Origin of the sequence: Mycobacterium sp. (genome assembly GCF_025965855.1) — a bacterium.
In the GTDB taxonomy this organism is placed as follows: Bacteria; Actinomycetota; Actinomycetes; order Mycobacteriales; family Mycobacteriaceae; genus Mycobacterium.
This window is the reverse complement of sequence record NZ_JAOPWB010000173.1, coordinates 17,139-37,749: the sequence shown is the minus strand read 5'-3', so window position 1 is coordinate 37,749 and position 20,611 is coordinate 17,139. Positions and strand designations below refer to the sequence as shown.

Below are 20,611 nucleotides of genomic sequence, written 5' to 3'. Positions count from 1 at the left end.
GGACGCTTCGAAGAGGGCGGGGTTGTGATGCCGGCCGACCATGAAGGACCCGAACAGGATGGCAAAAACCGTCATGTCGGCGATCACGAAGACCCACACGCCTTCGACGCCGGGCAGCCGCCGCGTTGGACCGGCTGCCGGCACGAGCTGGTGGGTTTCCGAACTCATCACAGCACTACTCATCAACACTTTCCCTAAGCGACGAGGTGACCGGTCGTTGCCGGACCACCGCTGAGCAATTACGCCCGCAGGGCGGCACGGATGGCCGTCCGCTCCCGACCGTGCACGACGGGTGCGAACTTCGGTCGCAACACTGTCGAATCGCGCGGACGGGAGCGGCGACCAACCTAAGGACACCTGCCCGACGGTGCGGGTCAGGACGCGAGAGCCGGCGCCCGAGGGGCCCCGCCATCCACCGAGGGGCCGCTGTCGAACTCGCGCATGCGCCGACGAACATCCTTGATCAAATAGGTGCTCGCAATTATTTCCCAGCACAACCAGCAGAAGTACGGGAAGTAGTAGCTCATGACGCCATTCCAGGCGAACGGGCCGGTCTTCAGAACGCCGGTGAGGCTCGCCGGGAAGAAGCTGACCGCGCAGAAGATGGTGAGGTAGCACACCCAGTTCGGCATGAGAGGCGTGGCCTTGTTCTTCCGGTCCGCCAGAACTGCCAGGGCGAGCGCCACCATCTGCAACGTCGTGCACGCATACTGCAGGTCGATGACCAGCCAGCCGGTGTCGGTGAGCAGCTGGATCAACGCCGGGTCCCGCTCGGGCCGAAACGCCGCGATGGCCCAGAAGCAACAGCTGAACGACACGACCATGACGGTCAAAGCACCACCGATGAGCTGCAGATTAGCCAGCACCGGGTACCCGCCCTCGATCTTCGCCATCCGGGCGCTGATATACGAACACCACGGCATGTACAAGCAAACGGTGATAAGGGCGACGATGAAACCCAGACGAATCTCCCCTAGGTGCTGCGAATAGCGAGCGGCGAGGTCTGCCGCGCTCAACGCGGGTGACGGATTTGGGATGTTGCGCCCGATTACCCCCCAGAACAGCACGAAGGTGACCAAAAATGCGGGGCCACACCAGGCGCTGATGAGCTGGAATCTGAGGCTGGTCTTCTGATCCATGTATCGCTCCTTTCCGATTGATTTCCGGTGATCGCTGATTGTGCGCGCGTGTCTACACGTACTCACATCAGCTGATGTAAAAATGTAACATCAGTGGAGCGTCGTGACAACACCACGGGGAGGGGCCCCGGAAGACACCGAACACCCGCTGCGGGCCCGGGCCGAGCCCGCGGCTCCATCTAGGTCCGGTGGACCGACTGCGGGTTGGTGTTCACCACCACCGATTTCGATGGACCCGCTGCCGACGATGGCATCGAGAACCTCGGCGGGCCAAGGCCTACCTGACGCGAAAATCCCCGCGAATTCCCTCCATTGGGAGGTCAAAGTCGCCCGACATGATGACGCGCGGTGGGCCGAACTCGGCGAGACTTCGAAGACAACGACGTAACGGACGTGGATCACATGGTTGCGTCTAAGCACATTCGTGGACGCCTCCGACTTGATGGTGGTCCACAACGAATGCCGATTTCGATCGGTCCGCAAAAGCGAAGAAATGTGAGCGAAACGATGTCGTATCTACCCGGAATTTCTGTCTTCCTAATGGTCATCGCCCCGGTGCTTGTCCCAGTTTTCATCACCGGAGCCCACTTGGTCGTCAACGGGTGGCGAAAGTACCAGCCGCCCCTCTCGATCACCGGGCTCAGACTTGCGCGAGCGTCCGAAAGCCCATGAGTAACTCGGCCGGGCGAGCGACAGGCTGGCTTAAGGAAGCGCTGTGCCTTCGCCATCGCACCGACGTCTGGTTCGCGGGAGTACGATAGGCGCCTGCAACGAAGGCATCGGCAATGGGAACGTTCACACGTGGTTGCGCAACCACACGTTGCGTCGGCCGGAACCGATCTGCGGGCCCGCCGCGCGCCAATGCATGCTCTGGGAAGAAACCGTGACAGCCGGTCCCGATGCCACTCAACACAGCTCTCTGGGAATTGTCGCCGAGCTGGAGGCAGAGGGCTACCACGGCGCTGAGCCGGTGGGGCGCGGCGGATTCGGCGTCGTGTATCGGTGCAACGAACCAGCACTCGACCGTCTCGTCGCGGTGAAGGTACTCAGCTCGGATCGCGACGACTTTGACCTCGAAAAGTTCGCGCGCGAGCAGCGGGCGATGGGCCGGGTCTCGGGCCACCCGAACATCGTGCCCGTGCTGCATAGCGGGCTAACCTTCACCGGGCGTCCGTACATTGTGATGCAGTATCACCGTCGAAACACGCTCGCTGCCTGGATACATGACGACGGACCGCTCGCAGCACGTGAAGCGTTGACGATAGGGGTGCGCCTGGCGGGCGCGCTGGAAACCGCTCACCGCGCGGGTGTTCTTCATCGTGATGTCAAACCCGCCAACGTCCTTCTTACGGATTACGGGGAACCGCAACTCAGCGATTTCGGCATCGCGCGCATCACGGGAAGCCGCGAGACGGCCCCGGACTTCGTGGCCGGATCCCCCTCCTACACCGCGCCGGAGCTGTTCGAGGGTCGCCCCGCCTCGCCAGCTGCGGATGTTTACGGTCTGGCGGCCACGGTCTTCACACTGCTTAACCGCGACCCACCTTTCCCATTTCGATCCGGCGAGAACCCCATTGCGTTTGTTCGCCGCGTCAAGGCGGGCCCAATTCCCGATCTCCGCACGAATGGCGTCCCGGAGCCGATCTGCTCGGCGTTAGAGCTCGGGTTGAACATCAATCCGGCACGGCGCCCAAGCTCAGCCGCGGCGTTCGGTGAGATGCTGCGAACGGCCGCCACCCAAATCGGTCTCAGTATCGCCGACGTCCCACTGGAATTACCACCGCCACCGACCGACACCGATGGATCGGCAACCGGCACGAAAACTCCCGTTGCAGCTGCGCATTCGGCCGCGCTGGGATTGCGGTCGGACGTGTCATCTGCTGGCCGACGAGCGCACTATCCGCCGAGCGCACCGACACGGTTTCGACCGCCGACCTTCACTCGGCCGACAGTGCCGAGGCGCCGAATCCTCGACCGCATGAGCTCGGGGCCAAGGCCGAAGCTGGTTCTCATCCACGCGCCCGCCGGCTACGGAAAGAGCACCCTGGCTGCGCAGTGGGCCGACGTACTGACCGCACAGGGGGTGAAGACCGCATGGTTGGCAATCGATAGCGACGATGACAACACGGCCTGGTTTCTCGCCCACCTGATTGAGGCGATTCGGCGAACCCTTCCAGACCTCGCGGCGGCGCTCCAGCAAGAATTTGAAGGTCATCTGGAAGACGCGCACCAGTACGTCCTAAGCGCTTTGATCGATTGCCTGCATTCCGATAAACAGACTCTCGCACTGGTGATGGAAGATTGGCATCGCGTGAGCAGCACCGAAACAACGGCGGCCCTCGGCTATCTGCTCGAGAACAGTTGCCATCACTTGCATTTGATTGTCACGAGTCGCACCCGGGCGGGGCTACCCCTCTCCACGATGGAGGTCCAGGGGGAGCTGAATGAAATCGACTCGTCGGTACTCAAGTTCGATGTGGCCGAATCCCGGGCGCTGCTGGTCGATCAGTGTGGCCTCGACCTAACTACAGCCAATGTGGCTGAACTCGAGGGCTCCACCGACGGATGGGCAGCCGCACTGCAACTCGCGTCATTGTCGCTTCGTGACCATTCCGATCCTGCCGCGCTCATCCAAAATCTGTCTGGCCGGCACAAAGCGATAGGCGAGTACTTGGCCTCTAACGTTCTGGACAGCCTGGAGCCCGATCTCCTCGACTTTCTCCTGTCGACCTGCATGACCAAACAGATCTGTCACGGGTTGGCGACCGCACTCACGGGTAACCGGCGTAGTCAAGGCGTCCTCGAAGAGATCGAAGACCGCGATCTCTTCTTGCGCAGGACCGACACCGAAGGGTCGTGGTTTCAATACCATCACCTGTTCGCCGACTACCTGTTGCACCGTCTCGAACGCGATGCGGAAGATCGCATACCGGAACTGCATCACAAAGCCGCACAGTGGTTTTCCGAACACCACATGCTCAGCCAGGCCGTCGATCACTTAATCCTCGCCGGAGACGCACGACAGGCGGTCGATGCCGTCGAACAGGCGGCTTCGGACCTCATCGAACGGTCACAGATGAGCACGCTGATCGGGCTCGCGGCCAAGCTGCCGGCGCAACACGCGGATACGCGCCCGAGGCTGCAGGTCGACCTCGCGTGGGCGAACGCCGTCCTGCACCGCCCGGCGGCGGTAGAGCAGGCGCTTCGGTTGGCCGACGCCGGCATCGAGTCGGTTCCCGCCGAGCAATCTGGCGACCTCCGCGCCGAGATGGAGCTGATCCACGCGGTAGTCGCCGCTTTCCAGGACCGCATCGACACCTCCGCAGCCGCCGATGCCGTTCAGGCTTGTGTCGACAGGGTGGACACGCTGCACCCCTGGATTCTTTGCCGGGCAGCCGATGTCGGCTCATTTCGTGCCATCCGGGTCTTCGACTTCGACGACGCGTTGCACTGGCAGAGGTGGGGACGCCAATACCATCAACGCATCTCCGGGGCGCTCACCGTCGGCTACGGATACTGTCTCGCGGCGATCGCGTCGAACGAGCAGCTGGACCTCGCCGGCGCCGAAGCGCACCTGCGACACGCGATCCGGATCGGGCTGCTGCCGTCGGGACGCCCAGCCTACCTTGCAAAGCTCGCCGGATCCTTGTTGGGTGAACTTCTCTACGAAAGGGGTCAACTCGACGAAGCCGAGGCATTGCTCGACGGCGCCTGCGAACTCGGCGCCGAAGGCGGCCTGGTCGACTTCATGCTCGCAACATTCGGGACCGGGGCTCGGCTGAAATTCACGCGCGGCGATACGGCAAGTGCGCGTCGCCGGCTGGCCGATGGCCTGGATATCGCGAGAACGTTGCAACTTCCGCGGCTAGAGGCGCGCTTGCTGCATGAGACTGTCCGACTCGCCGCGATATCGGGCGAGCAGATCGACGAGTCGTTGGCACGGCGGATCACGAGCGCAGGGCCTCAACCGCTCGACGCAATCGGCGATGTCACAGCCGAATTCACGGAAGATTCGCAAATCCGGTTGCTCCTGATCGATGGGACGGGACCCGCACTGGCGATCGCTTGCCAGCGAGCACGCTCTCGTATCGAGCATGTCGATCAAGACCAACGCCCACGTGCACACCTGAAAGCCACCATTCAACTTGCGCTCTGCCTGGCCACGGCAGGGGACACTGACGAAGCACAACGCCTCCTCGCGCCAGCACTGAGGACCTGCGCCGCGCTGGGATTGAGACAGTTGCTCATGGACGAAGGGCCGCGGATGCTCCGCCTCGCGACGGAATGCGTTGCGCACACCGAGACCAGTTTGGCCGATGACGTGGTTACCGCGAATGTCCGCGATTTCGCACTGCACCTTGCTGAGAAGCCCGCACTCTAACGCCCGCGGCCAATTCGACGCTGCCGTTCACAGGCCCTTGACTAGCGAACACCCGATCCCCAGCATTGCGTTGACCGACAGCGCCACCGCGCTGTTGGGCTATACGTCGGGCCGAGCCGGTGTCATAGCGAGCCCCCTGTCCGGCGGGTGTTGAAACTTGACTATTTCGGTCTGACCATTTTAATGTTTTTGCTATGATGCCTGGCTCGCCTCCTCCGGCGCCTCGGCGCATTCGAGTGAGGGGAACCTGGTGATGGAGCCCGAGACGTTCTCCTGCCGTTCCGCCGACGGCAGGCAGCTCGCCGGGTATCGCTGGGCCGCTCAGGACGGCCATACCGGCGCGGGCGTCGTGGTGCTGGTCCACGGCATGGGCGAGCACATTCGCCGATACGACCACGTTGCCGACGCGCTCACCTCCCAGGGGTTTGTGGTGTACGGACACGACCATCGAGGACACGGCGCGTCCCTGGCCGCCGCCGACGAACCCGGGCACCTGGGAGACCACGGGTGGTGGGCACTGGTCGATGACCTGAATATGGTGGTCACCCGAGCGCGATCACACCATCCGGGCCTGCCGCTTGTGATGGTCGCCCACAGCATGGGTTCGTTTGCCGCTCAACAGTTTCTGCTGGATCACGGCGCCGACGTCGACGCGATCGCCCTCACCGGAACCGCGGCCGTCGACCTTCTGGAACCGGCCTTGGACTTGTCCCGCGATCTGGAACTGTCCGCCTTCAATGCCGCATTCCAGCCGGCCCGGACGGATTTCGACTGGCTTTCCCGCGACGAGTCGGTCGTCGACGCGTATCTCGCAGATCCGCTGTGCGGATTCGGCCTCGACACCGCGTCGCTGAACGACATGTTCGCCGGCGCCCGGCTACTCGCCGACCCCGCCCAGGTGGCACGCATTCCCCGCGACCTGCCGCTGTACGTGGCTGCTGGATCGAGGGACCCCGTCAACGCCGGGCTCACGCTGCTGTGGGCACTAGTGGACCGCTACCGCGCCGCCGGTCTCGACGATGTCACCGTTCGCGTCTACGACGAGGCCCGCCACGAGATCCTCAACGAGGTCAACCGGGCAGAGGTGATCGACGACCTCTTGCAGTGGCTGCAGCGGGTATCCGCGCCTCCCGCAGTCCGCGCCACTCCCGCTCCATGGAGATACCAACAACCGTGAGGACGAACCGATGACCGAGAACCGAGTCGACCTGCCTGCACCCCAGGACCTGGACGCATCTACTGCTCTGATCGTCGGCGGCACCGCCGGCATCGGGTTGGCCTCAGCCCGGGCACTCGCCGCAGCCGGCGTACCACGGATCGTGATCGTCGGCCGCAACGCCGAACGAGGCCAACTCGCCGCGAAGTCGATCGCCGAACTCGGTGCCGCCGTGCACTTCGTCGCCGGTGACGCCACCGATCCCAGCACCGCAGCCACTGTCGCGGCAGAGGCCGATCAGATCCTGTCGGGTATCGACATCCTGATGTGCAGCACCGCCGCGGACGTGCGGCCGGAGCTGTTCATCGACATCCCGACAGCCGACATCGGTCGCATGGTCACCCAACTGGCGCTGCCGTCAATGCATATGGCCAGCGCGGTGCTGCCGGGCATGCGTAATCGTCGCAGCGGCGTCATCGTGAACGTGGCCTCCGACGCGGCCAAGACCGCCACGCCGGGCGAAGCGGTGATCGGCGCGGCGAAGGCGGCCATCGTGATGTTCACCCGAACAATCGCCATCGAGGAGAAGCGGTACGGCATCCGCGCGAATGCGCTGACGCCGTCGCTCGTCCACGGCACCGCCTCCACCGAACGCATCACGGCCGACGGGTTCAGCGGCAAACTGTTTGCGCGAGCGGCCAAGCAAGCTCAGCTCGGTGTACCGACGGCCGACGACATCGCCGCGCTGACGGTGTTCTTGTGCAGCCCTGCGGCGGCGCGGTTGACGGGGCAGGCAATCAGCGTCAACGGCGGCATTTCCGCGGCGTAACTGGCGCCAGCAGACGCGTCAGAAGTGTCGCGGGAACGGTGTCCAGTCCGGGGAGCGCTTTTCCAGGAACGCGTCGCGGCCCTCGACGGCCTCATCGGTCATGTAGGCCAGCCGCGTCGCCTCCCCGGCGAAGAGCTGCTGGCCCACCAGGCCATCGTCGATCAGATTGAACGCGTATTTCAACATCCGTTGCGCCTGAGACGATTTCGCGTTGATGCCGGCTGCCCACTGCAATCCCACCGTCTCCAGCTCGGCGTGGTCGACGACCTCGTTGACCGCGCCCATGCGATGCATCTGCTCGGCGCTGTAAGGCCGGCCCAGGAAGAAGATCTCGCGGGCGAACTTCTGGCCCACCTGCCGGGCCAAATACGCGCTGCCGTAGCCGCCGTCGAAACTTCCGACATCGGCGTCGGTCTGCTTGAAGCGGGCGTGCTCGCGGCTGGCCAGGGTCAGGTCGCAGGTGGAGTGCAGGCTGTGCCCGCCGCCCGCGGCCCATCCGTTGACAAGGCAGATCACCACCTTGGGCATGAACCGGATCAACCGCTGCACCTCGAGGATGTGCAGTCGCCCCGCGCTGGCGACATCAACAGTGTCCGCGTTTTCTCCGCTTGCGTACTGGTAGCCGCCACGGCCGCGGATGCGTTGGTCGCCACCGGAGCAGAATGCCCAACCACCGTCTTTTGGCGACGGCCCGTTGCCGGTCAGCAGCACCACTCCAACATCGGGAGACATCCGGGCGTGATCCAGCGAGCGATACAGCTCGTCGACCGTGTGCGGACGAAACGCATTGCGTACTTCGGGCCGGTTGAACGCCACCCGCACCGTGGGCTCGGTGACATGGCGGTGATAGGTGATATCGGTCAGATCGGTGAACCCCGCTACCGGAGACCACGCCGACGGGTGAAAAGGATTGTCGTGCATGGTTACCGGCTGCGCCGCCGAGACGCGGTCCTGGTGTCCTCCAGGTAGAGGGCGATCGCCTCCGACCGGTTGATGGCGCCGATCTTGCGAAGGATCCTCTTCACGTGTGTCTTGACCGTTTCGACGGTGATGACGAGTTCGTCGGCGATCTCGGCGTTGGAGGCTCCCAGGACCAGCCGTTCGAATACTTGGCGTTCACGGTGTGACAGGGTGGCTGCCAGCGCGGAATCCGCTGCTATGGTCGGAGGCTCGACACGAGTGTCGTCTTCGACATCGAAGCTGATGGCTGCTGCGGCGATGCGGTCTGCTTCCTCGGTCAGCCGCGCCGCCGCGCGGGCGATCGAGGTCCGCTGTTGTTGCACCCGTTCGGTATTCAGCATCTTCTCATGAAGCAATGTATAGGCGGAGGCGAACGCATCGAGCACATCGACGTCACCGGCGGAGACGCCGTCTTCGCTGCGACGGCCGACGTGAAGGAGTGCGATCACCCGCGATTTCGCGATGACTGGGGCGACGAGATAGTGCGCGGAGCCGAGCAGCTCCCGATAGCCGGGCGAGGCGGGCATGTCGGCCTCATTCGTCCGGGTGGTGTCACGCAGCCGAATACAGGCCCGCTCGGCTGCGCATTCACGACGCGGGATCACCGTGGGGCCGCCAAGGCCGTGGTCGGATTCCTCGACGACGAATCCGTCGTCTTCGACGAATGACAACAACGCGCTGTCGAAACCCAGCACTTCAGAAAGTTCGGTACAGGCTTGGCGGCCGAGCCCTTGCAGCGATCCGGCCTTCTTCATGCGACGGATGCCAGCGGTCAGCGACCGCACCACATCGACGCGGTCACCGGCTCTCATCTGGCGCGCTTCGACCTGCGCCTGCAGGAAATCTGTCAGGCGGCTCTGTCCGATCGGTGACGCGGCGTCGTCGCCGACGCCGCGTTCGCGGGTCACCAGTCGCTCGGTGGTGGCGGCCGACATCGTGATGGCCTCGTCGAGAGTCGTCGCCTCACCCGACCGGGCGATGCCGAACGCGCTACATAGCTGTTCATCGAGTTCGTTGAGCCGGGCCACCATCGCGCGGGTGCTCATCGCGACACCCCGACATCAGCGGTGGCGATGCCGGCATAGGTCGCGACCGCCGCTGCCCTGCTGGACGTATTGAGCTTTTTGGCAATGTGTTTCAGGTGGGACTTCACCGTCCCCTCGGAGATCACCAAACACCGGGCAATCTGGCCGTTGGTGGCCCCGGTCGCCACATGCGACATGATGTCTCGTTCGCGGGAGGTCAACGCGGGGGCAGCGGGTTGATTGCCGCGGTAATAGGCATCGTTTCGCGGTCCCGGCGCCACGGCTGGCAATGACCACAACGCCGACCGGGTTGACCGGCAGAGCAACTCGTCGACGTTGCCGCACACATTGTCGACTTTGACGCGTTGTTGCGCCGCCTTCTCTTCGAGCGCCGCGCTCTCGAACGCCACGGCGAGACACTCGGCGAATGCCTCCAACTGTTCGAGATGGTCCATCGTCACTATTCCGTGGGGCTCGGGGCGGTCGGCATGCAGAATCCCGATTGCCCTGCCCTGAACGGTGATAGGAGCGGCGATATAACCAAAGCAGCCGGAGGCTTCGACGAGCTCCTTGAACGTGCGTCTGTCTTCCATCGGCGACGGCGCGAAGGCGCCGCACCGCTTGCGGACGAGTTCTGTCTCCAGCGGAGCGTCCGCCAGCTGGATGTGGCGGCCCACTACGTACTCGAGGAACTGTCGCGAATGGCGGTCGGCCCCTTGGTCTTCGATATGCAGGTGCTGGGGCAGCCACAGCGAACCGCGCACGGTGGAGATCAGGGTCCGCGCAAAAGCCAACTCGCGGCTCAGTACCTCCGGGGCGGCGTAAATCATCTTGCGCGGCGGCAGACCCCGCAGGTACCCCAGGGCGTGACGGATCTCCGACATGGATTTGACCCGGCGAGCCAGATCGTAGTCGAGGAGTTCGCACTGCAGCCTCAGGACCGAGATCAGGATTTCGGTGGTTGACGCCCAGTCGGCTGTCGGCTCGGCTGTCGGCGCGAGCCGCTGCTCGAGGCGTTGCCTGAGGTTGTCCAACTGGTGCGCTAACGCAGTCGGCGTCAGGTCGGGAGGCGGCACTTCGAGGTGGTCGGCGGCCGCCGCGACGGTTGCCTCGGCACGCGCAACCACCGCCGGGTCCTCCGCGATGGAGGCCATGAGTACTCGCGAGACCATCACCACTCCTCCCGCCCCTTAGGAGCCAGCCATTTCGTCTAAACGGTCAGACCATTGGACCAAAGTATAGAGCAGGTGTTACGCAGGACACAATGGCTTCGCAAACCTTTACTCGCGCGTCAATATTTGCGGGCGGGCCATCCGGGCGAGTATCGGTCCGTCTCCGGTCGCGCTTGTACGCCATTGTAGGTAATGGTCTAATGGTCAGGCCATAGGAGGTGGACATGCACGCTGTGATCATGCATGAATTCGGCACCGCCGCGGTGTTACGTCCAGGCGAATTTCCGGACCCGAACGCACGGCCGGGCTGGGTGACCGTGGCGCTGCGCGCCAGTGCCCTGAATTGGCATGACGTCCTGGTTCGCCAGGGCCGCTACGGTTCGCCGCTACCGCACATCATCGGCGCCGACGGCGCCGGCGTGCGCACCGACACCGGAGAGCACGTGGTGGTGTTACCGTCGCTGAACTGGGGTGGCCGCGACGAAGCGCCCAGCAGCGGCTGGGAGATCCTTGGCGACCACACCAACGGCACCTACTCCGAGCTGGTCAGCGTGCCCGCCGACTGCCTGGCCGCCAAGCCTGCGGGCCTGAGCTGGGCCGAGGCTGCGGCCCTGCCGCTCGTCGGAGTCACGAGCTACCGGGCCCTGTTTGTGCGCGGACGGCTACGGGCGGGTGAGTCGATGCTGGTGATCGGCGCCGGCGGCGGGATCGCCACCATGGCGACCGCCCTCGCGGTCGCCGCTGGGGCCGGCATCACGGTGACGTCCTCTTCGCCCGACACCATCGAGCGCGCGGTGTCCGCCGGTGCTCGCGGCGGCGTGCTGCACAGCGAGCCGGACTGGCCCGAGCAGGCCCGTGCCATGTCGCCCGACAACGCCGGGTTCGATCTGATCCTCGACCCCGTCGGCCGCTGGAGCGAGTCCGTGCGCGCACTGCGGCCCGGCGGCCGGCTCGTGGTGCTCGGCGCCAACGCGGCACAGACGGCCCACATGGACATCCGCAGCTTCTATTTCGGTCAATTCGATCTGCTCGGAACGACCATGGGCAGCGGCAGGGATTTCGCCGGCCTGCTCGCCATGATCGATCGGTGCTCGGTGCACGCGCCGGTGATTGACCGCGAGTTCCCGCTGGACCGGGCGGCCGAAGCACACGAATACCTGGAGAGCGGACGCACGTTCGGCAAATGCGTACTGACGCACCACTAGGAGGCGCACTGTGACCGAATCCCCCGAACTGGTCACCTACCGGCTCGAAGCGACCGTCCCCGGCGACCCAGACACCGGGGCCTTGGCCGCCTACCTGACGTTGAACGACCCCGACCGACGTAACGCGCTGTCCGACGCGCTGCTCGATCAGCTGACCTCGCTGCTGCGGCGCGCGGCATCTGATTCGCGGGTCAGGGTGATCGTGCTGACGTCATCGCACCCGCGGATCTTCTCTTCCGGAGGAAACCTCGACGCGTTCGCCGATGATCGCCCGACGATCGCCAAATACGCCGGCCTGGCGCGATTTCCCACGTTGTTTCGCACGCTGACCGCAATCGACAAGCCGGTCGTCTGCGCCGCCAACGGCGACGTGCTCGCCGGCGCGCTGGGCATCGCCTTGGCCTGCGACCTCGTCATCGCCAAGTCGTCAATCCGGTTGGGCTGCCCGGAGATCAACGTCGGCGCCTTTCCGTTCATGATCTCGGCATTGATCTTCCGCGCCACCGGACGGCTGGTCGCCAACGAGCTGATGATGACCGGCCGGCTGATCACCGCGGCCGAAGCGGCCGCCGCCGGGCTGGTCAACAAGGTAGTGCCCGACGCCGAGTTCGACGACGCCCTGCGCCAGTGGGTCGCCGACATCGCCGCCAAATCACCGCTGTTGATGGGCATGGGCAAGCGGGCGCTGGCGGCGACCCGGGACCTGCCGCTGGAGTCGGCGCTCGATTATCTGCAGGCCCAGCTCGCCTTGGCTTTCACCACCGAGGACCTGGCCGAAGGAGTGCTGGCCTTCAAGGAAAAACGGTCCCCACGATGGCGCAACGCGTGAACGCCCCCACCCCGGCGAGACCTGAATCCTTGTCGTTTCGGTCTGACCATTCTATAATATGTAGGATTACGCCTCCTGGCCGCCCGCTGGCGGATCCCGAGAACCGAGGACAGCGCGATGAAGCCAAGCTCGTACACCACCCGCTACAGCCCGCAAGAAATCGACCACTACTACCGCGCGGGATTGTGGTCCAGCGACACGTTTCACGACCTCCTGGCCCGGCGCGTCGAGGAAAACCCCGACAAGGTGTTCGCGACCGACGGAACGCGATCGTTCACGTTCCGGGAGCTCTTCGACGCCGGGCAACGTCTGGCTGTCGGTCTGCACCGGCATGGCTTGCGACGCGGTGACACAGCCGCCGTGCAGTTGCCCAACTGGGTGGAGTTCATCCAGGTGCTGACCGCGTTGTCGCGATTGGGCGTCATCATGGTCCCGATCATGCCGATCTACCGGCACGAAGACGTCGGCTACGTGCTGTCCAACTCCGGGGTACGGGCGGTGTTCACTCCGGCGCATTTCGGCAAATTCGGCTATCTGGACATGTATCTCGGTATACGCCAAGAACATCCGGAAGTCACGATCGCGGTCACCAGACCAGACAGCACCGCCGAAACTGATGCCGGCGCCAACGTTTTCACCCTGACCCAGCTGGAGGCGGACACCGACGACGACAGCGCCCGTGCGGAATTGGGCCCCCCGCCCGGCCCCGACGACCCGTTCGTCATCGTCTACACCTCTGGAACGACATCGCGGCCCAAGGGGTGCGTCCACACGTTCAACACCTACTGTGCGGGCGCGCGTGCGCTGGTCGGGCCGTTCGGCTACACCGAGGCCGATGTCCAGTTCGGGCCCTCGCCCATCGCCCACACCACCGGGCTCGTCACCAGCGTGTTGCTGCCGATGTTGACCGGGGCGGCGACACATGTCATGGCCAAGTGGGATCCGGTTCGCGGTATCGAGGAGATTCAGCGCTTCGGCTGCACGGCGGCGGTAACCGCTCCCACCTTCCTGCACACATTGTTGTCGGACTACGACGCCGAGCACCACGACCTCTCCACGTTGCGCTTGTGGACATGTGCGGGCGCGCCAATCCCCGCCGCGGTCGTCGAGCGGGCCGGCATGACGCTGCCCAACGTCAAGGTGCTCAGCCTCTACGGGCGCAGCGAAAACCTGGTCACCACAACATGTTCTGTCACGGACGACGTGTCGCGCGCGCTTACCTCGGACGGCAAGGCGATGCCTGGTGCAGAGATCAAGATCGTCGATGACAAGGGCAACGAGGTGCCTCGCGGCGGTGAGGGCGACATCGCCTATCGCGGGCCCGCCCACATGATCGAATATCTCGCCAATCCCAAGGAAACCGCGGCCCTGTTCACTCGGGACGGCTTTTCCAAGTCGGGCGATCTGGGAAAGATGACCGAGGACGGCTACGTCCGAGTAACCGGTCGGACTAAGGACATCGTCATTCGCGGGGGGATGAACATCAGCGTCCGCGAGATCGAGGATCATCTGGCGCATCATCCTGCGCTGCGGGCGTTCTCGGTCGTAGGTATGCCCGACGAACGCCTCGGTGAGCGGGTGTGCTGCTTCGTGGTCGCCGCGGCGGGCCACGAGGCTCCGACCGTCGACGATATGCGCGAGTTTCTACTGGAGCGCGGCATGCCGATCCAGAAGACACCCGAGCGCGTCGTCGTGGTCGATTGCCTGCCCATGACCGCAACCGGCAAGGTCCTCAAACACGAACTGCGCAATGACATCGCGCGGCGCCTCGAGGAGGAAGCCGCGCGGGCGAGAGAAGTTGCGGGCGCCAGCTGATGGACCCCAAATGGAATTGAAAGACAGTCCCGCCGAGGCCGAATTCCGCGCCCGGGCGCGCACGTGGCTGCGCGACACATTGCCGCGGCTCGGCGGACCTGAACCCGCGCGCCTCGAGGACAAGCTCGACTACTGGCGCGCCTGGCAGCGGCTGCTGTACGACGCCGGCTATGCCGGGCTGTCCTGGCCGAAGGAGTACGGCGGGGGCGGCGCCGACGCCAAGCTACGTGCGGTGTTCAACGAGGAACTCGACCGGGCGGGTGCCCCCGAGCGGCTCAATATCATCGGCGAGGACTTTGCCGGGCCCACGATCATCGAGTTCGGCACCCCAGCCCAGCAGCAGCGCTACCTCCGACCGATCCTCACCGGCGAGGAGGTCTGGTGCCAATTGTTCTCCGAGCCTGAAGCGGGTTCGGATCTGGCCTCGTTGCGCACCACCGCTACGAAGGTGGATGGCGGGTGGCAAATCCAGGGCCAGAAGATCTGGACCAGCCGAGCCCAGCTGGCAGCACACGCGATCCTGCTTGCCCGCACCGGCGGCGGGCCGCGCCATCGTGGCATCACGTATTTTTTGCTCGCCATGAACAGCCCCGGCGTCGACGTTCGTCCATTGGCACACATGCTGGGCGAGTCCGAATTCAACGAGGTCTTCCTCGACAATGTGTTCGTCCCCGATGACGATGTCGTCGGTGCGGTAGACGGCGGCTGGCAGGTCGCGATGGGCACCTTGGCGTTCGAGCGGGTTGCGATCGCCACCGGCCGAGTGAACACGACCGGCGCGGTCAACGATTTGGTCCGCGAGATCGCGGCCCGCACCACTGACGCAGGCAGCCCCCTGGGCGCCGATCAGCTGGTGCGGCAACGGATTGCCGACTTGTACGGGCGAGCGCTGGTGCACTACCTGATCGGACAGCGGGTCATCACCGGAGCTGCCGGCGGCGGACCGCCGGGACCGGTCACGTCGATCGGGAAGCTGTACTTCTGCCCACTGGTGGAGGACATCGCCGATTTCGGGCTTGAGCTTGACGAGATGGGTGGACAGTTCGCGCTCGCCGAGAAGGGCGGCGCCGATTCGTCATCGGTGTCGCACCAGCGGTGGCTACGGCTGGCGTATCAAGCCCGGGGCACGGCGATTGCGGGCGGCTCAACCTTCATTCAGCGCAACATCGTCGCCGAGCGGATTCTCGGCATGCCCAAGAGTTGAGGCCCCGAGGAGGCTTGTGACGATGGACAAGGTCGTGGCAACGACGGCGGAGGCTGTTGCCGACGTGACGGACGGGTCGTCGCTGGCCGTGGGCGGGTTTGGGCTCTGCGGCATCCCGCAGGCGCTGATTGCTTCGCTGTTGGAGCTCGGGGTCCAAGATCTGGAGACGGTCTCGAACAACCTGGGCGTGGATGGGATCGGCTTGGGAGTGTTGTTGCAACACAAGCGGATCCGACGCACTATCAACTCCTACGTCGGGGAGAACAAGGAATTCGCCCGCCAGTACATGGCCGGTGAGCTTGAGCTGGAGCTGACTCCCCAGGGAACGCTGGCCGAGCGGCTGCGTGCCGGCGGGGCCGGGATCCCCGCCTTCTACACGCCCGCGGGGGTTGGGACGCAGGTGGCCGACGGCGGTCTGGCGTGGCGGTACCACCCAGACGGTTCGGTGGCTGTTGCCTCGCCGCCGAAGGAAACCCGCGAATTCGACGGGGTCACTTACGTGCTGGAACGAGCCATCCGCACTGACTTCGCACTGGTGCACGCCTTCAAAGGCGACCGGCACGGCAACCTCGTCTACCATGCGGCGGCCGCCAACTTCAACCCGGACTGTGCCGTAGCGGGCCGGATCACCATCGCGCAGGTTGAGCACCTGGTCGAACCGGGCGAGATAGACCCCGCCCAGGTGCACACCCCGGGGATCTTCGTACACCGGGTGGTGCATGTGCCCAGCCCGGTGAAGCAGATCGAAAAGGAGACGGTGCGGCCATGACCGCGCCGACGACGATGCACAGCAAAAGCGATGTCGGGGTCCTCCCGCTCGCGGGGGAGAGTGACGCCGAATGAGTTGGAGCCGAGACGAGCTGGCGGCGCGGGTCGCCGCCGAACTGCACGACGGGCAGTACGTCAACCTCGGCGTCGGGTTGCCGACCCTGATCCCGGGCCACATTCCCGCCGACATCACCGTCGTCTTGCATTCGGAAAACGGGATCCTCGGTGTCGGGCCGTACCCGCGGCGCGAGGACCTCGACGCCGACCTGATCAACGCCGGCAAGGAGACGGTCACCACGTTGCCGGGTGCGGCGTTCTTCTGCTCGTCGTCCTCGTTCGGGATCATCCGCGGTGGACACCTCGACGTCGCGGTGCTCGGCGCCATGCAGGTCTCGGCCGCCGGCGACCTGGCCAACTGGACGATCCCCGGCAAGATGATCAAGGGCATGGGCGGGGCGATGGACCTATTGCACGGCGTAGCAAAAGTCTTCGTGATGATGGACCACACCGCCAAGGACGGCAGCGCGAAGATCGTCGACCACTGCACGTTGCCGCTCACCGGTAAGCGCTGCGTGAATCGAATCTTCACCGATCTCGCCGTCATCGACGTCGCCGACGACGGCCTGCGCCTGATCGAGACCGCACCCGGTGTCAGTGTTGACGAGGTTATCGCGAAAACCGAACCGCCCCTTGCGCTTCCGGCCCCGTCGTGACGGGCGTGTGCCGCACATATGCGAGCGGTGGGCCCTGCCGGCGAGTGGCTCAGTCCTCGACGCTGATCGCTTGACGCTTGTCCACGGCCAGCGCGGCCTTGGCGTAGCTGTGCACGTGGCGTCGCATGCGCCGACTGGCAGCATCCGGGTCGTGACCGCGGATGGCGGTGGTAACCGACCGGTGCGCACGCGCAGTCACCGCGCGCACGTTGTCGTCGACGAACGCCGCATTCTCCGTTCCGGTATAGATGGCCTGCGACAACGCGATCATGAATCCGATCAACAACTCGTTGTGACTCGCCATCGCGACACCCACGTGCCAGTCGAGGTTGGCCTGCAGAAACGCGGGCAGGTCGGCGTCGGGATCGGCGATGGCGTCATTGGCGCGGTCCAGCGCCGCCAGATCATCATCAGTTCGTTTTCGGGCGGCCAACTCGGCGCAGAACGGCTCCAATGCCTCACGCGTCTCCATGAGATCAGCCAGTTTGATCCGCTGGCCCCTGATGAGCATGCTCACCGAACTTGCCATCGATTTGGTCGTCGGTCGCTGGACGAATGCACCGCCGGCCCGACCGGCCCTGACCCGAACCAGGTTCTGAACCTCCAGGATTCGTAACGCCTCTCGCACCGTGGCCCGGCTCATCTGCGTCTGCTTGACGAGCTCGCGCTCCGCGGGCAGCGCGATACCCTCTTCCAGCTCGCCGCTGAGGATCCGCTCGCGCAGCTCACGCGCCAACACGTCGGACGCCTTGGGGACATCCACCGGCTTGAGCAGGACACTCGAGCGTGTTGGGGCCGAATTCGTCTCGACTGGTTCCATCGCTCCTCCATCCGTCGCGACTTCGGCATAAAGGTCAGGCCTATCGTAAGGTTAGCCTATTACGTACAAGTGACATGGCCGTACCCGTAAGTCGCACTGGCGGCTAAAACACCATCCGCGCGATCAGTTCCGCCACCGCGGCCGGCTTGACCGAACCGTCGAGTTCCACCGTGTGCCGCACGGTCAGGTCAACTGTGCTGCCGTCGACCTTGGCGGCCTCGAGGAGCTCAGACCGCACCCGGACGCGGCCGCCCGCCGGAACCGGCGTCAGGAACCGCACCTTGTTGAGCCCGTAGTTGATGCCCATTTTGGCGTTCTCGACCCGGTAATTGGCCTTGCTCAATGCCGGAATCAAGGACAACGTCAAGAAGCCATGGGCGATGGTCGAGCGATAAGGACTCTCGGTGCGGGCCCGCTCGGCGTCGACGTGGATCCACTGGTGATCGCCGGTGGCATCCGCGAAGGCATCGATGCGGTCCTGGTCGACCGTGATCCAATCGGAGGCACCGAGTTCGTGGCCGACGGCGTCGACGGCCTCGTCGATCGATGAAATGATTCGCATCGGTGCCTCGACCGCTACACCGAGCGCGCGGACTTCGCAGCCGCCGAAGCCACTTTGCTGCGTTCGCGCGCCTGCGCCCAATCTTCGTCGCTCATCGCCGACAGCCCGGCGAACGTGTTGGGCCCGGCGAGCCGTTGGCCTCCGTCCATCGCGATGGTCTCACCGGTGAGGTAGTCGCAGGCGTCGGAGAAGGCGAAAATCGTGAGGTTGGCCAGTTCCTCGATGGTTCCCGAACGGCCGAGCGGAATCTGGTCGGCCTGGGTGGCACCGATGGAACTCTCGTCCGTCGGATTGAGCATCTCCCAGGCGTAATCGGTTGGAATCGGTCCGGGCGCCAGGGCATTGAGGCGAATGCCGTAGCGGCCCCATTCGACCGCCAACGACATCGTCATCGCATGCACCGCGGCCTTTGCCATGGCCGAAGGGACGACGAAGGCCGAACCACTCCACACCCACGTGGTCAGATTCGACAACACCGACCCGGGCAGCCCCTCGGCGATCCAGCGCCTGCCGGCGGCCAGGGTCGTGTTGAACGAACCCGTCATCACCGTCGAGGTGACCGCCTCGAACGCACGCGGGCTCAGACTGACAGTCGGCGCGATGAAATTCGCGGCGGCATTGTTCAGCACTCCGGTCAACGGTCCGTGCCGGTCCCAAATCTGGTCAACCGCGGCGACGACCAATTCGAAGTCCCGAACGTTGACCGGCTGATAGTGAACACGGCCGGGATGGGCGGCCGAGATCTCAGTGGCCGCCTCGGCAAGCACCGATTCGCGCCGCCCCCACAGATGCACCTCGGCGCCGTGAGCGACCAGCCTCGCGGCCACTCCGCGACCCAGCCCGGTGCCGCCGCCGGTGATCACAATGCGCTTGCCGTCCAACACCTTCGGATCAAAGACGCTCGTCATAGTCCCAGGCTCTTTCCGATGATCTCGCGCTGAATCTCGTTGGCGCCGCCGTAAATCGGTGGTGCCAACGCCTTACGCACCTGCGATTCCATGCCGAATTCGACCGTGTAGCCATTGCCGCCCATCAGCTGTACCCCCTCGAGCGCGGCTCGCTTGGCCACCTCGGTGCACTTGAGTTTCGCGATCGATCCCTCGCGCGCAAGCTGGTCTTCCAGGGCGGCGTCGATCTGCGCGGCCACGTGGTAGACGTATGCGCGGCAACACTCGATCTCGGCTGCCAGATCCGCCAGCCGATGGCGGACGGCCTGAAAGGCGCCGATCGGCTTGCCGAACTGTTCCCGGGTCCGCACGTATGCGATGGTGTCTTGCAGCGATCGCCGCGCGGCACCAAGCGACATGGCAGCGATGATGAGCCGTTCGACGTTTAGCCCGCGCATCAGCCGGTGCCAGGCATCGCCGATCCCGCCCACGACGTTGTCAACGGGAACGACGACGTCGGTGAAGAACACGTCGTTAACGGTGTGGCCGTCCATCGTCTGGATAGCTTTGATGTCCAGTCCGGGCGTCGAGGTGGGCAGATACAACAACGTCAGGCCGTGGTGCTTTCCGACGTTGGGATCAGTCCTGGTGAGCACCAGCAGGTGATCGGCCAAGTGCGCGGCGGTGATCCAGGTCTTCTGGCCGTTGACGATGAAGCGGTCGCCATCGCGGACGGCCCGGGTCCGAACACCGGCGAGATCCGACCCCGCGCCGGGTTCGGACAACGCGATCGCCTCGAAGTGGCCGGCGCACAGGTTGCCGACGACCTCTTTCTTCTGTGATTCGCTGCCGTGCCGCAAATATGTTTGCGCTGCGGTCAGCCCGGTGCCGTAGGCATGGATCGGTGCCTGACCCCGGGCGGTCTCTTCGAGGAAGATGCACTCTTCGACCATGCCCGCACCGCCGCCGCCGTACTGCGTGGATATCGACACCCCCAGCCAGCCGAGTTCGGCGAGACGCTGCAGCAACTCGGGGCTGTTGGAAAGCCCTTGGGTCAGCTGCGCGCGCTGCTCGGCGGTGGCACAGTTGTCGGCGCAGAATCGCTCGACCGCGGCAGCGAAATCGAGCTGTTCGGCCGTGAACATG

Annotated in this window: 17 protein-coding genes and 1 pseudogene; 9 read left to right on the top strand and 9 right to left on the bottom strand. The window is 64.8% G+C overall.

What is annotated here, in order from left to right:
- Together JWP83_RS14085 and JWP83_RS14080 are read right to left on the bottom strand one after the other, a co-directional pair.
- Positions 1–183: pseudogene (locus tag JWP83_RS14085) on the bottom strand (hypothetical protein); the annotation flags it as partial.
- 191 nt (positions 184–374) lie between these two features.
- Entirely contained in the window at positions 375–1,139 is a 765-nt protein-coding gene (locus JWP83_RS14080; RefSeq protein WP_297730833.1) for a hypothetical protein, read from the bottom strand.
- A gap of 883 nt (positions 1,140–2,022) precedes the next feature.
- Between JWP83_RS14080 and JWP83_RS14075 the strand changes: the two genes are divergently transcribed.
- The 3 genes from JWP83_RS14075 to JWP83_RS14065 all read left to right on the top strand — a co-directional run bounded on the left by JWP83_RS14075 (position 2,023) and on the right by JWP83_RS14065 (position 7,505).
- Positions 2,023–5,520, top strand: a complete 3,498-nt coding sequence (locus JWP83_RS14075; RefSeq protein ID WP_297730831.1) for a serine/threonine-protein kinase — start codon at positions 2,023–2,025, stop codon at positions 5,518–5,520.
- 253 nt (positions 5,521–5,773) lie between these two features.
- Complete coding sequence (locus JWP83_RS14070) at positions 5,774–6,697, top strand: alpha/beta hydrolase (RefSeq protein WP_297730837.1); 924 nt, start codon at positions 5,774–5,776, stop codon at positions 6,695–6,697.
- 10 nt (positions 6,698–6,707) lie between these two features.
- Positions 6,708–7,505, top strand: a complete 798-nt coding sequence (locus JWP83_RS14065) for an SDR family NAD(P)-dependent oxidoreductase (protein ID WP_297730829.1) — start codon at positions 6,708–6,710, stop codon at positions 7,503–7,505.
- 18 nt (positions 7,506–7,523) lie between these two features.
- Here the strand turns inward: JWP83_RS14065 and JWP83_RS14060 are convergent, their stop codons facing one another.
- The 3 genes from JWP83_RS14060 to JWP83_RS14050 are packed head-to-tail and all read right to left on the bottom strand — an operon-like array spanning position 7,524 to position 10,662.
- A complete protein-coding gene (locus tag JWP83_RS14060; protein WP_297730827.1) occupies positions 7,524–8,426 on the bottom strand; it encodes a 1,4-dihydroxy-2-naphthoyl-CoA synthase in 903 nt (300 codons plus the stop codon).
- A 2-nt stretch (positions 8,427–8,428) separates the two neighbouring features.
- A complete protein-coding gene (locus tag JWP83_RS14055; protein WP_297730825.1) occupies positions 8,429–9,511 on the bottom strand; it encodes a LuxR C-terminal-related transcriptional regulator in 1,083 nt (360 codons plus the stop codon).
- Positions 9,508–10,662 (bottom strand): LuxR C-terminal-related transcriptional regulator, encoded by a 1,155-nt coding sequence (locus tag JWP83_RS14050; RefSeq protein WP_297730823.1) that lies wholly within the window; start codon positions 10,660–10,662, stop codon positions 9,508–9,510. The genes JWP83_RS14055 and JWP83_RS14050 overlap by 4 nt, the downstream gene beginning before the upstream one ends.
- Before the next feature lie 224 nt (positions 10,663–10,886).
- Between JWP83_RS14050 and JWP83_RS14045 the strand changes: the two genes are divergently transcribed.
- The 6 genes from JWP83_RS14045 to JWP83_RS14020 all read left to right on the top strand — a co-directional run bounded on the left by JWP83_RS14045 (position 10,887) and on the right by JWP83_RS14020 (position 17,196).
- A complete protein-coding gene (locus tag JWP83_RS14045) occupies positions 10,887–11,867 on the top strand; it encodes a zinc-binding dehydrogenase (protein WP_297730821.1) in 981 nt (326 codons plus the stop codon).
- A gap of 28 nt (positions 11,868–11,895) precedes the next feature.
- Entirely contained in the window at positions 11,896–12,696 is an 801-nt protein-coding gene (locus JWP83_RS14040) for an enoyl-CoA hydratase/isomerase family protein (RefSeq protein ID WP_297730835.1), read from the top strand.
- 117 nt (positions 12,697–12,813) lie between these two features.
- Positions 12,814–14,511: an AMP-binding protein gene (locus JWP83_RS14035; protein ID WP_297730819.1), complete on the top strand. Its 1,698-nt coding sequence runs from the start codon at positions 12,814–12,816 to the stop codon at positions 14,509–14,511.
- 10 nt (positions 14,512–14,521) lie between these two features.
- Positions 14,522–15,715 carry an acyl-CoA dehydrogenase family protein gene (locus JWP83_RS14030; RefSeq protein ID WP_297730817.1) on the top strand — a complete coding sequence of 398 codons (1,194 nt, stop codon included), beginning with the start codon at positions 14,522–14,524 and terminating at the stop codon, positions 15,713–15,715.
- Positions 15,716–15,737: 22 nt separating this feature from the next.
- Complete coding sequence (locus tag JWP83_RS14025; RefSeq protein ID WP_297730815.1) at positions 15,738–16,484, top strand: CoA transferase subunit A; 747 nt, start codon at positions 15,738–15,740, stop codon at positions 16,482–16,484.
- A gap of 70 nt (positions 16,485–16,554) precedes the next feature.
- Entirely contained in the window at positions 16,555–17,196 is a 642-nt protein-coding gene (locus JWP83_RS14020) for a 3-oxoacid CoA-transferase subunit B (protein WP_297730813.1), read from the top strand.
- A gap of 49 nt (positions 17,197–17,245) precedes the next feature.
- On the opposite strand, the gene JWP83_RS14015 is transcribed toward JWP83_RS14020, so the two are convergent.
- The 4 genes from JWP83_RS14015 to JWP83_RS14000 all read right to left on the bottom strand — a co-directional run bounded on the left by JWP83_RS14015 (position 17,246) and on the right by JWP83_RS14000 (position 20,610).
- Entirely contained in the window at positions 17,246–18,016 is a 771-nt protein-coding gene (locus JWP83_RS14015) for a FadR/GntR family transcriptional regulator (protein WP_297730811.1), read from the bottom strand.
- 103 nt (positions 18,017–18,119) lie between these two features.
- Positions 18,120–18,578, bottom strand: a complete 459-nt coding sequence (locus tag JWP83_RS14010; RefSeq protein ID WP_297730809.1) for a MaoC family dehydratase — start codon at positions 18,576–18,578, stop codon at positions 18,120–18,122.
- A 14-nt stretch (positions 18,579–18,592) separates the two neighbouring features.
- The gene (locus JWP83_RS14005) at positions 18,593–19,486 is read right to left on the bottom strand and encodes an SDR family oxidoreductase (protein ID WP_297730807.1); all 894 of its coding nucleotides are present in this window, start codon (positions 19,484–19,486) and stop codon (positions 18,593–18,595) included.
- Positions 19,483–20,610 (bottom strand): acyl-CoA dehydrogenase family protein, encoded by a 1,128-nt coding sequence (locus tag JWP83_RS14000; RefSeq protein WP_297730805.1) that lies wholly within the window; start codon positions 20,608–20,610, stop codon positions 19,483–19,485. The genes JWP83_RS14005 and JWP83_RS14000 overlap by 4 nt, the downstream gene beginning before the upstream one ends.
- Between the last annotated feature and the right edge of the window lies 1 nt (position 20,611).

Bases quoted from the DNA above. Each gene is read 5' to 3' on its own strand.
- JWP83_RS14060 (WP_297730827.1), bottom strand. From the start codon at position 8,426: ATGCACGACAATCCTTTTCACCCGTCGGCGTGGTCTCCGGTAGCGGGG.
- JWP83_RS14065 (WP_297730829.1), top strand. From the start codon at position 6,708: ATGACCGAGAACCGAGTCGACCTGCCTGCACCCCAGGACCTGGACGCA.
- JWP83_RS14070 (WP_297730837.1), top strand. From the start codon at position 5,774: ATGGAGCCCGAGACGTTCTCCTGCCGTTCCGCCGACGGCAGGCAGCTC.
- JWP83_RS14005 (WP_297730807.1), bottom strand. From the start codon at position 19,486: ATGACGAGCGTCTTTGATCCGAAGGTGTTGGACGGCAAGCGCATTGTG.
- JWP83_RS14050 (WP_297730823.1), bottom strand. From the start codon at position 10,662: ATGGTCTCGCGAGTACTCATGGCCTCCATCGCGGAGGACCCGGCGGTG.
- JWP83_RS14055 (WP_297730825.1), bottom strand. From the start codon at position 9,511: ATGAGCACCCGCGCGATGGTGGCCCGGCTCAACGAACTCGATGAACAG.
- JWP83_RS14030 (WP_297730817.1), top strand. From the start codon at position 14,522: ATGGAATTGAAAGACAGTCCCGCCGAGGCCGAATTCCGCGCCCGGGCG.
- JWP83_RS14015 (WP_297730811.1), bottom strand. From the start codon at position 18,016: ATGGAACCAGTCGAGACGAATTCGGCCCCAACACGCTCGAGTGTCCTG.
- JWP83_RS14020 (WP_297730813.1), top strand. From the start codon at position 16,555: ATGAGTTGGAGCCGAGACGAGCTGGCGGCGCGGGTCGCCGCCGAACTG.
- JWP83_RS14010 (WP_297730809.1), bottom strand. From the start codon at position 18,578: ATGCGAATCATTTCATCGATCGACGAGGCCGTCGACGCCGTCGGCCAC.
- JWP83_RS14045 (WP_297730821.1), top strand. From the start codon at position 10,887: ATGCACGCTGTGATCATGCATGAATTCGGCACCGCCGCGGTGTTACGT.
- JWP83_RS14035 (WP_297730819.1), top strand. From the start codon at position 12,814: ATGAAGCCAAGCTCGTACACCACCCGCTACAGCCCGCAAGAAATCGAC.
- JWP83_RS14025 (WP_297730815.1), top strand. From the start codon at position 15,738: ATGGACAAGGTCGTGGCAACGACGGCGGAGGCTGTTGCCGACGTGACG.
- JWP83_RS14000 (WP_297730805.1), bottom strand. From the start codon at position 20,610: ATGTTCACGGCCGAACAGCTCGATTTCGCTGCCGCGGTCGAGCGATTC.
- JWP83_RS14080 (WP_297730833.1), bottom strand. From the start codon at position 1,139: ATGGATCAGAAGACCAGCCTCAGATTCCAGCTCATCAGCGCCTGGTGT.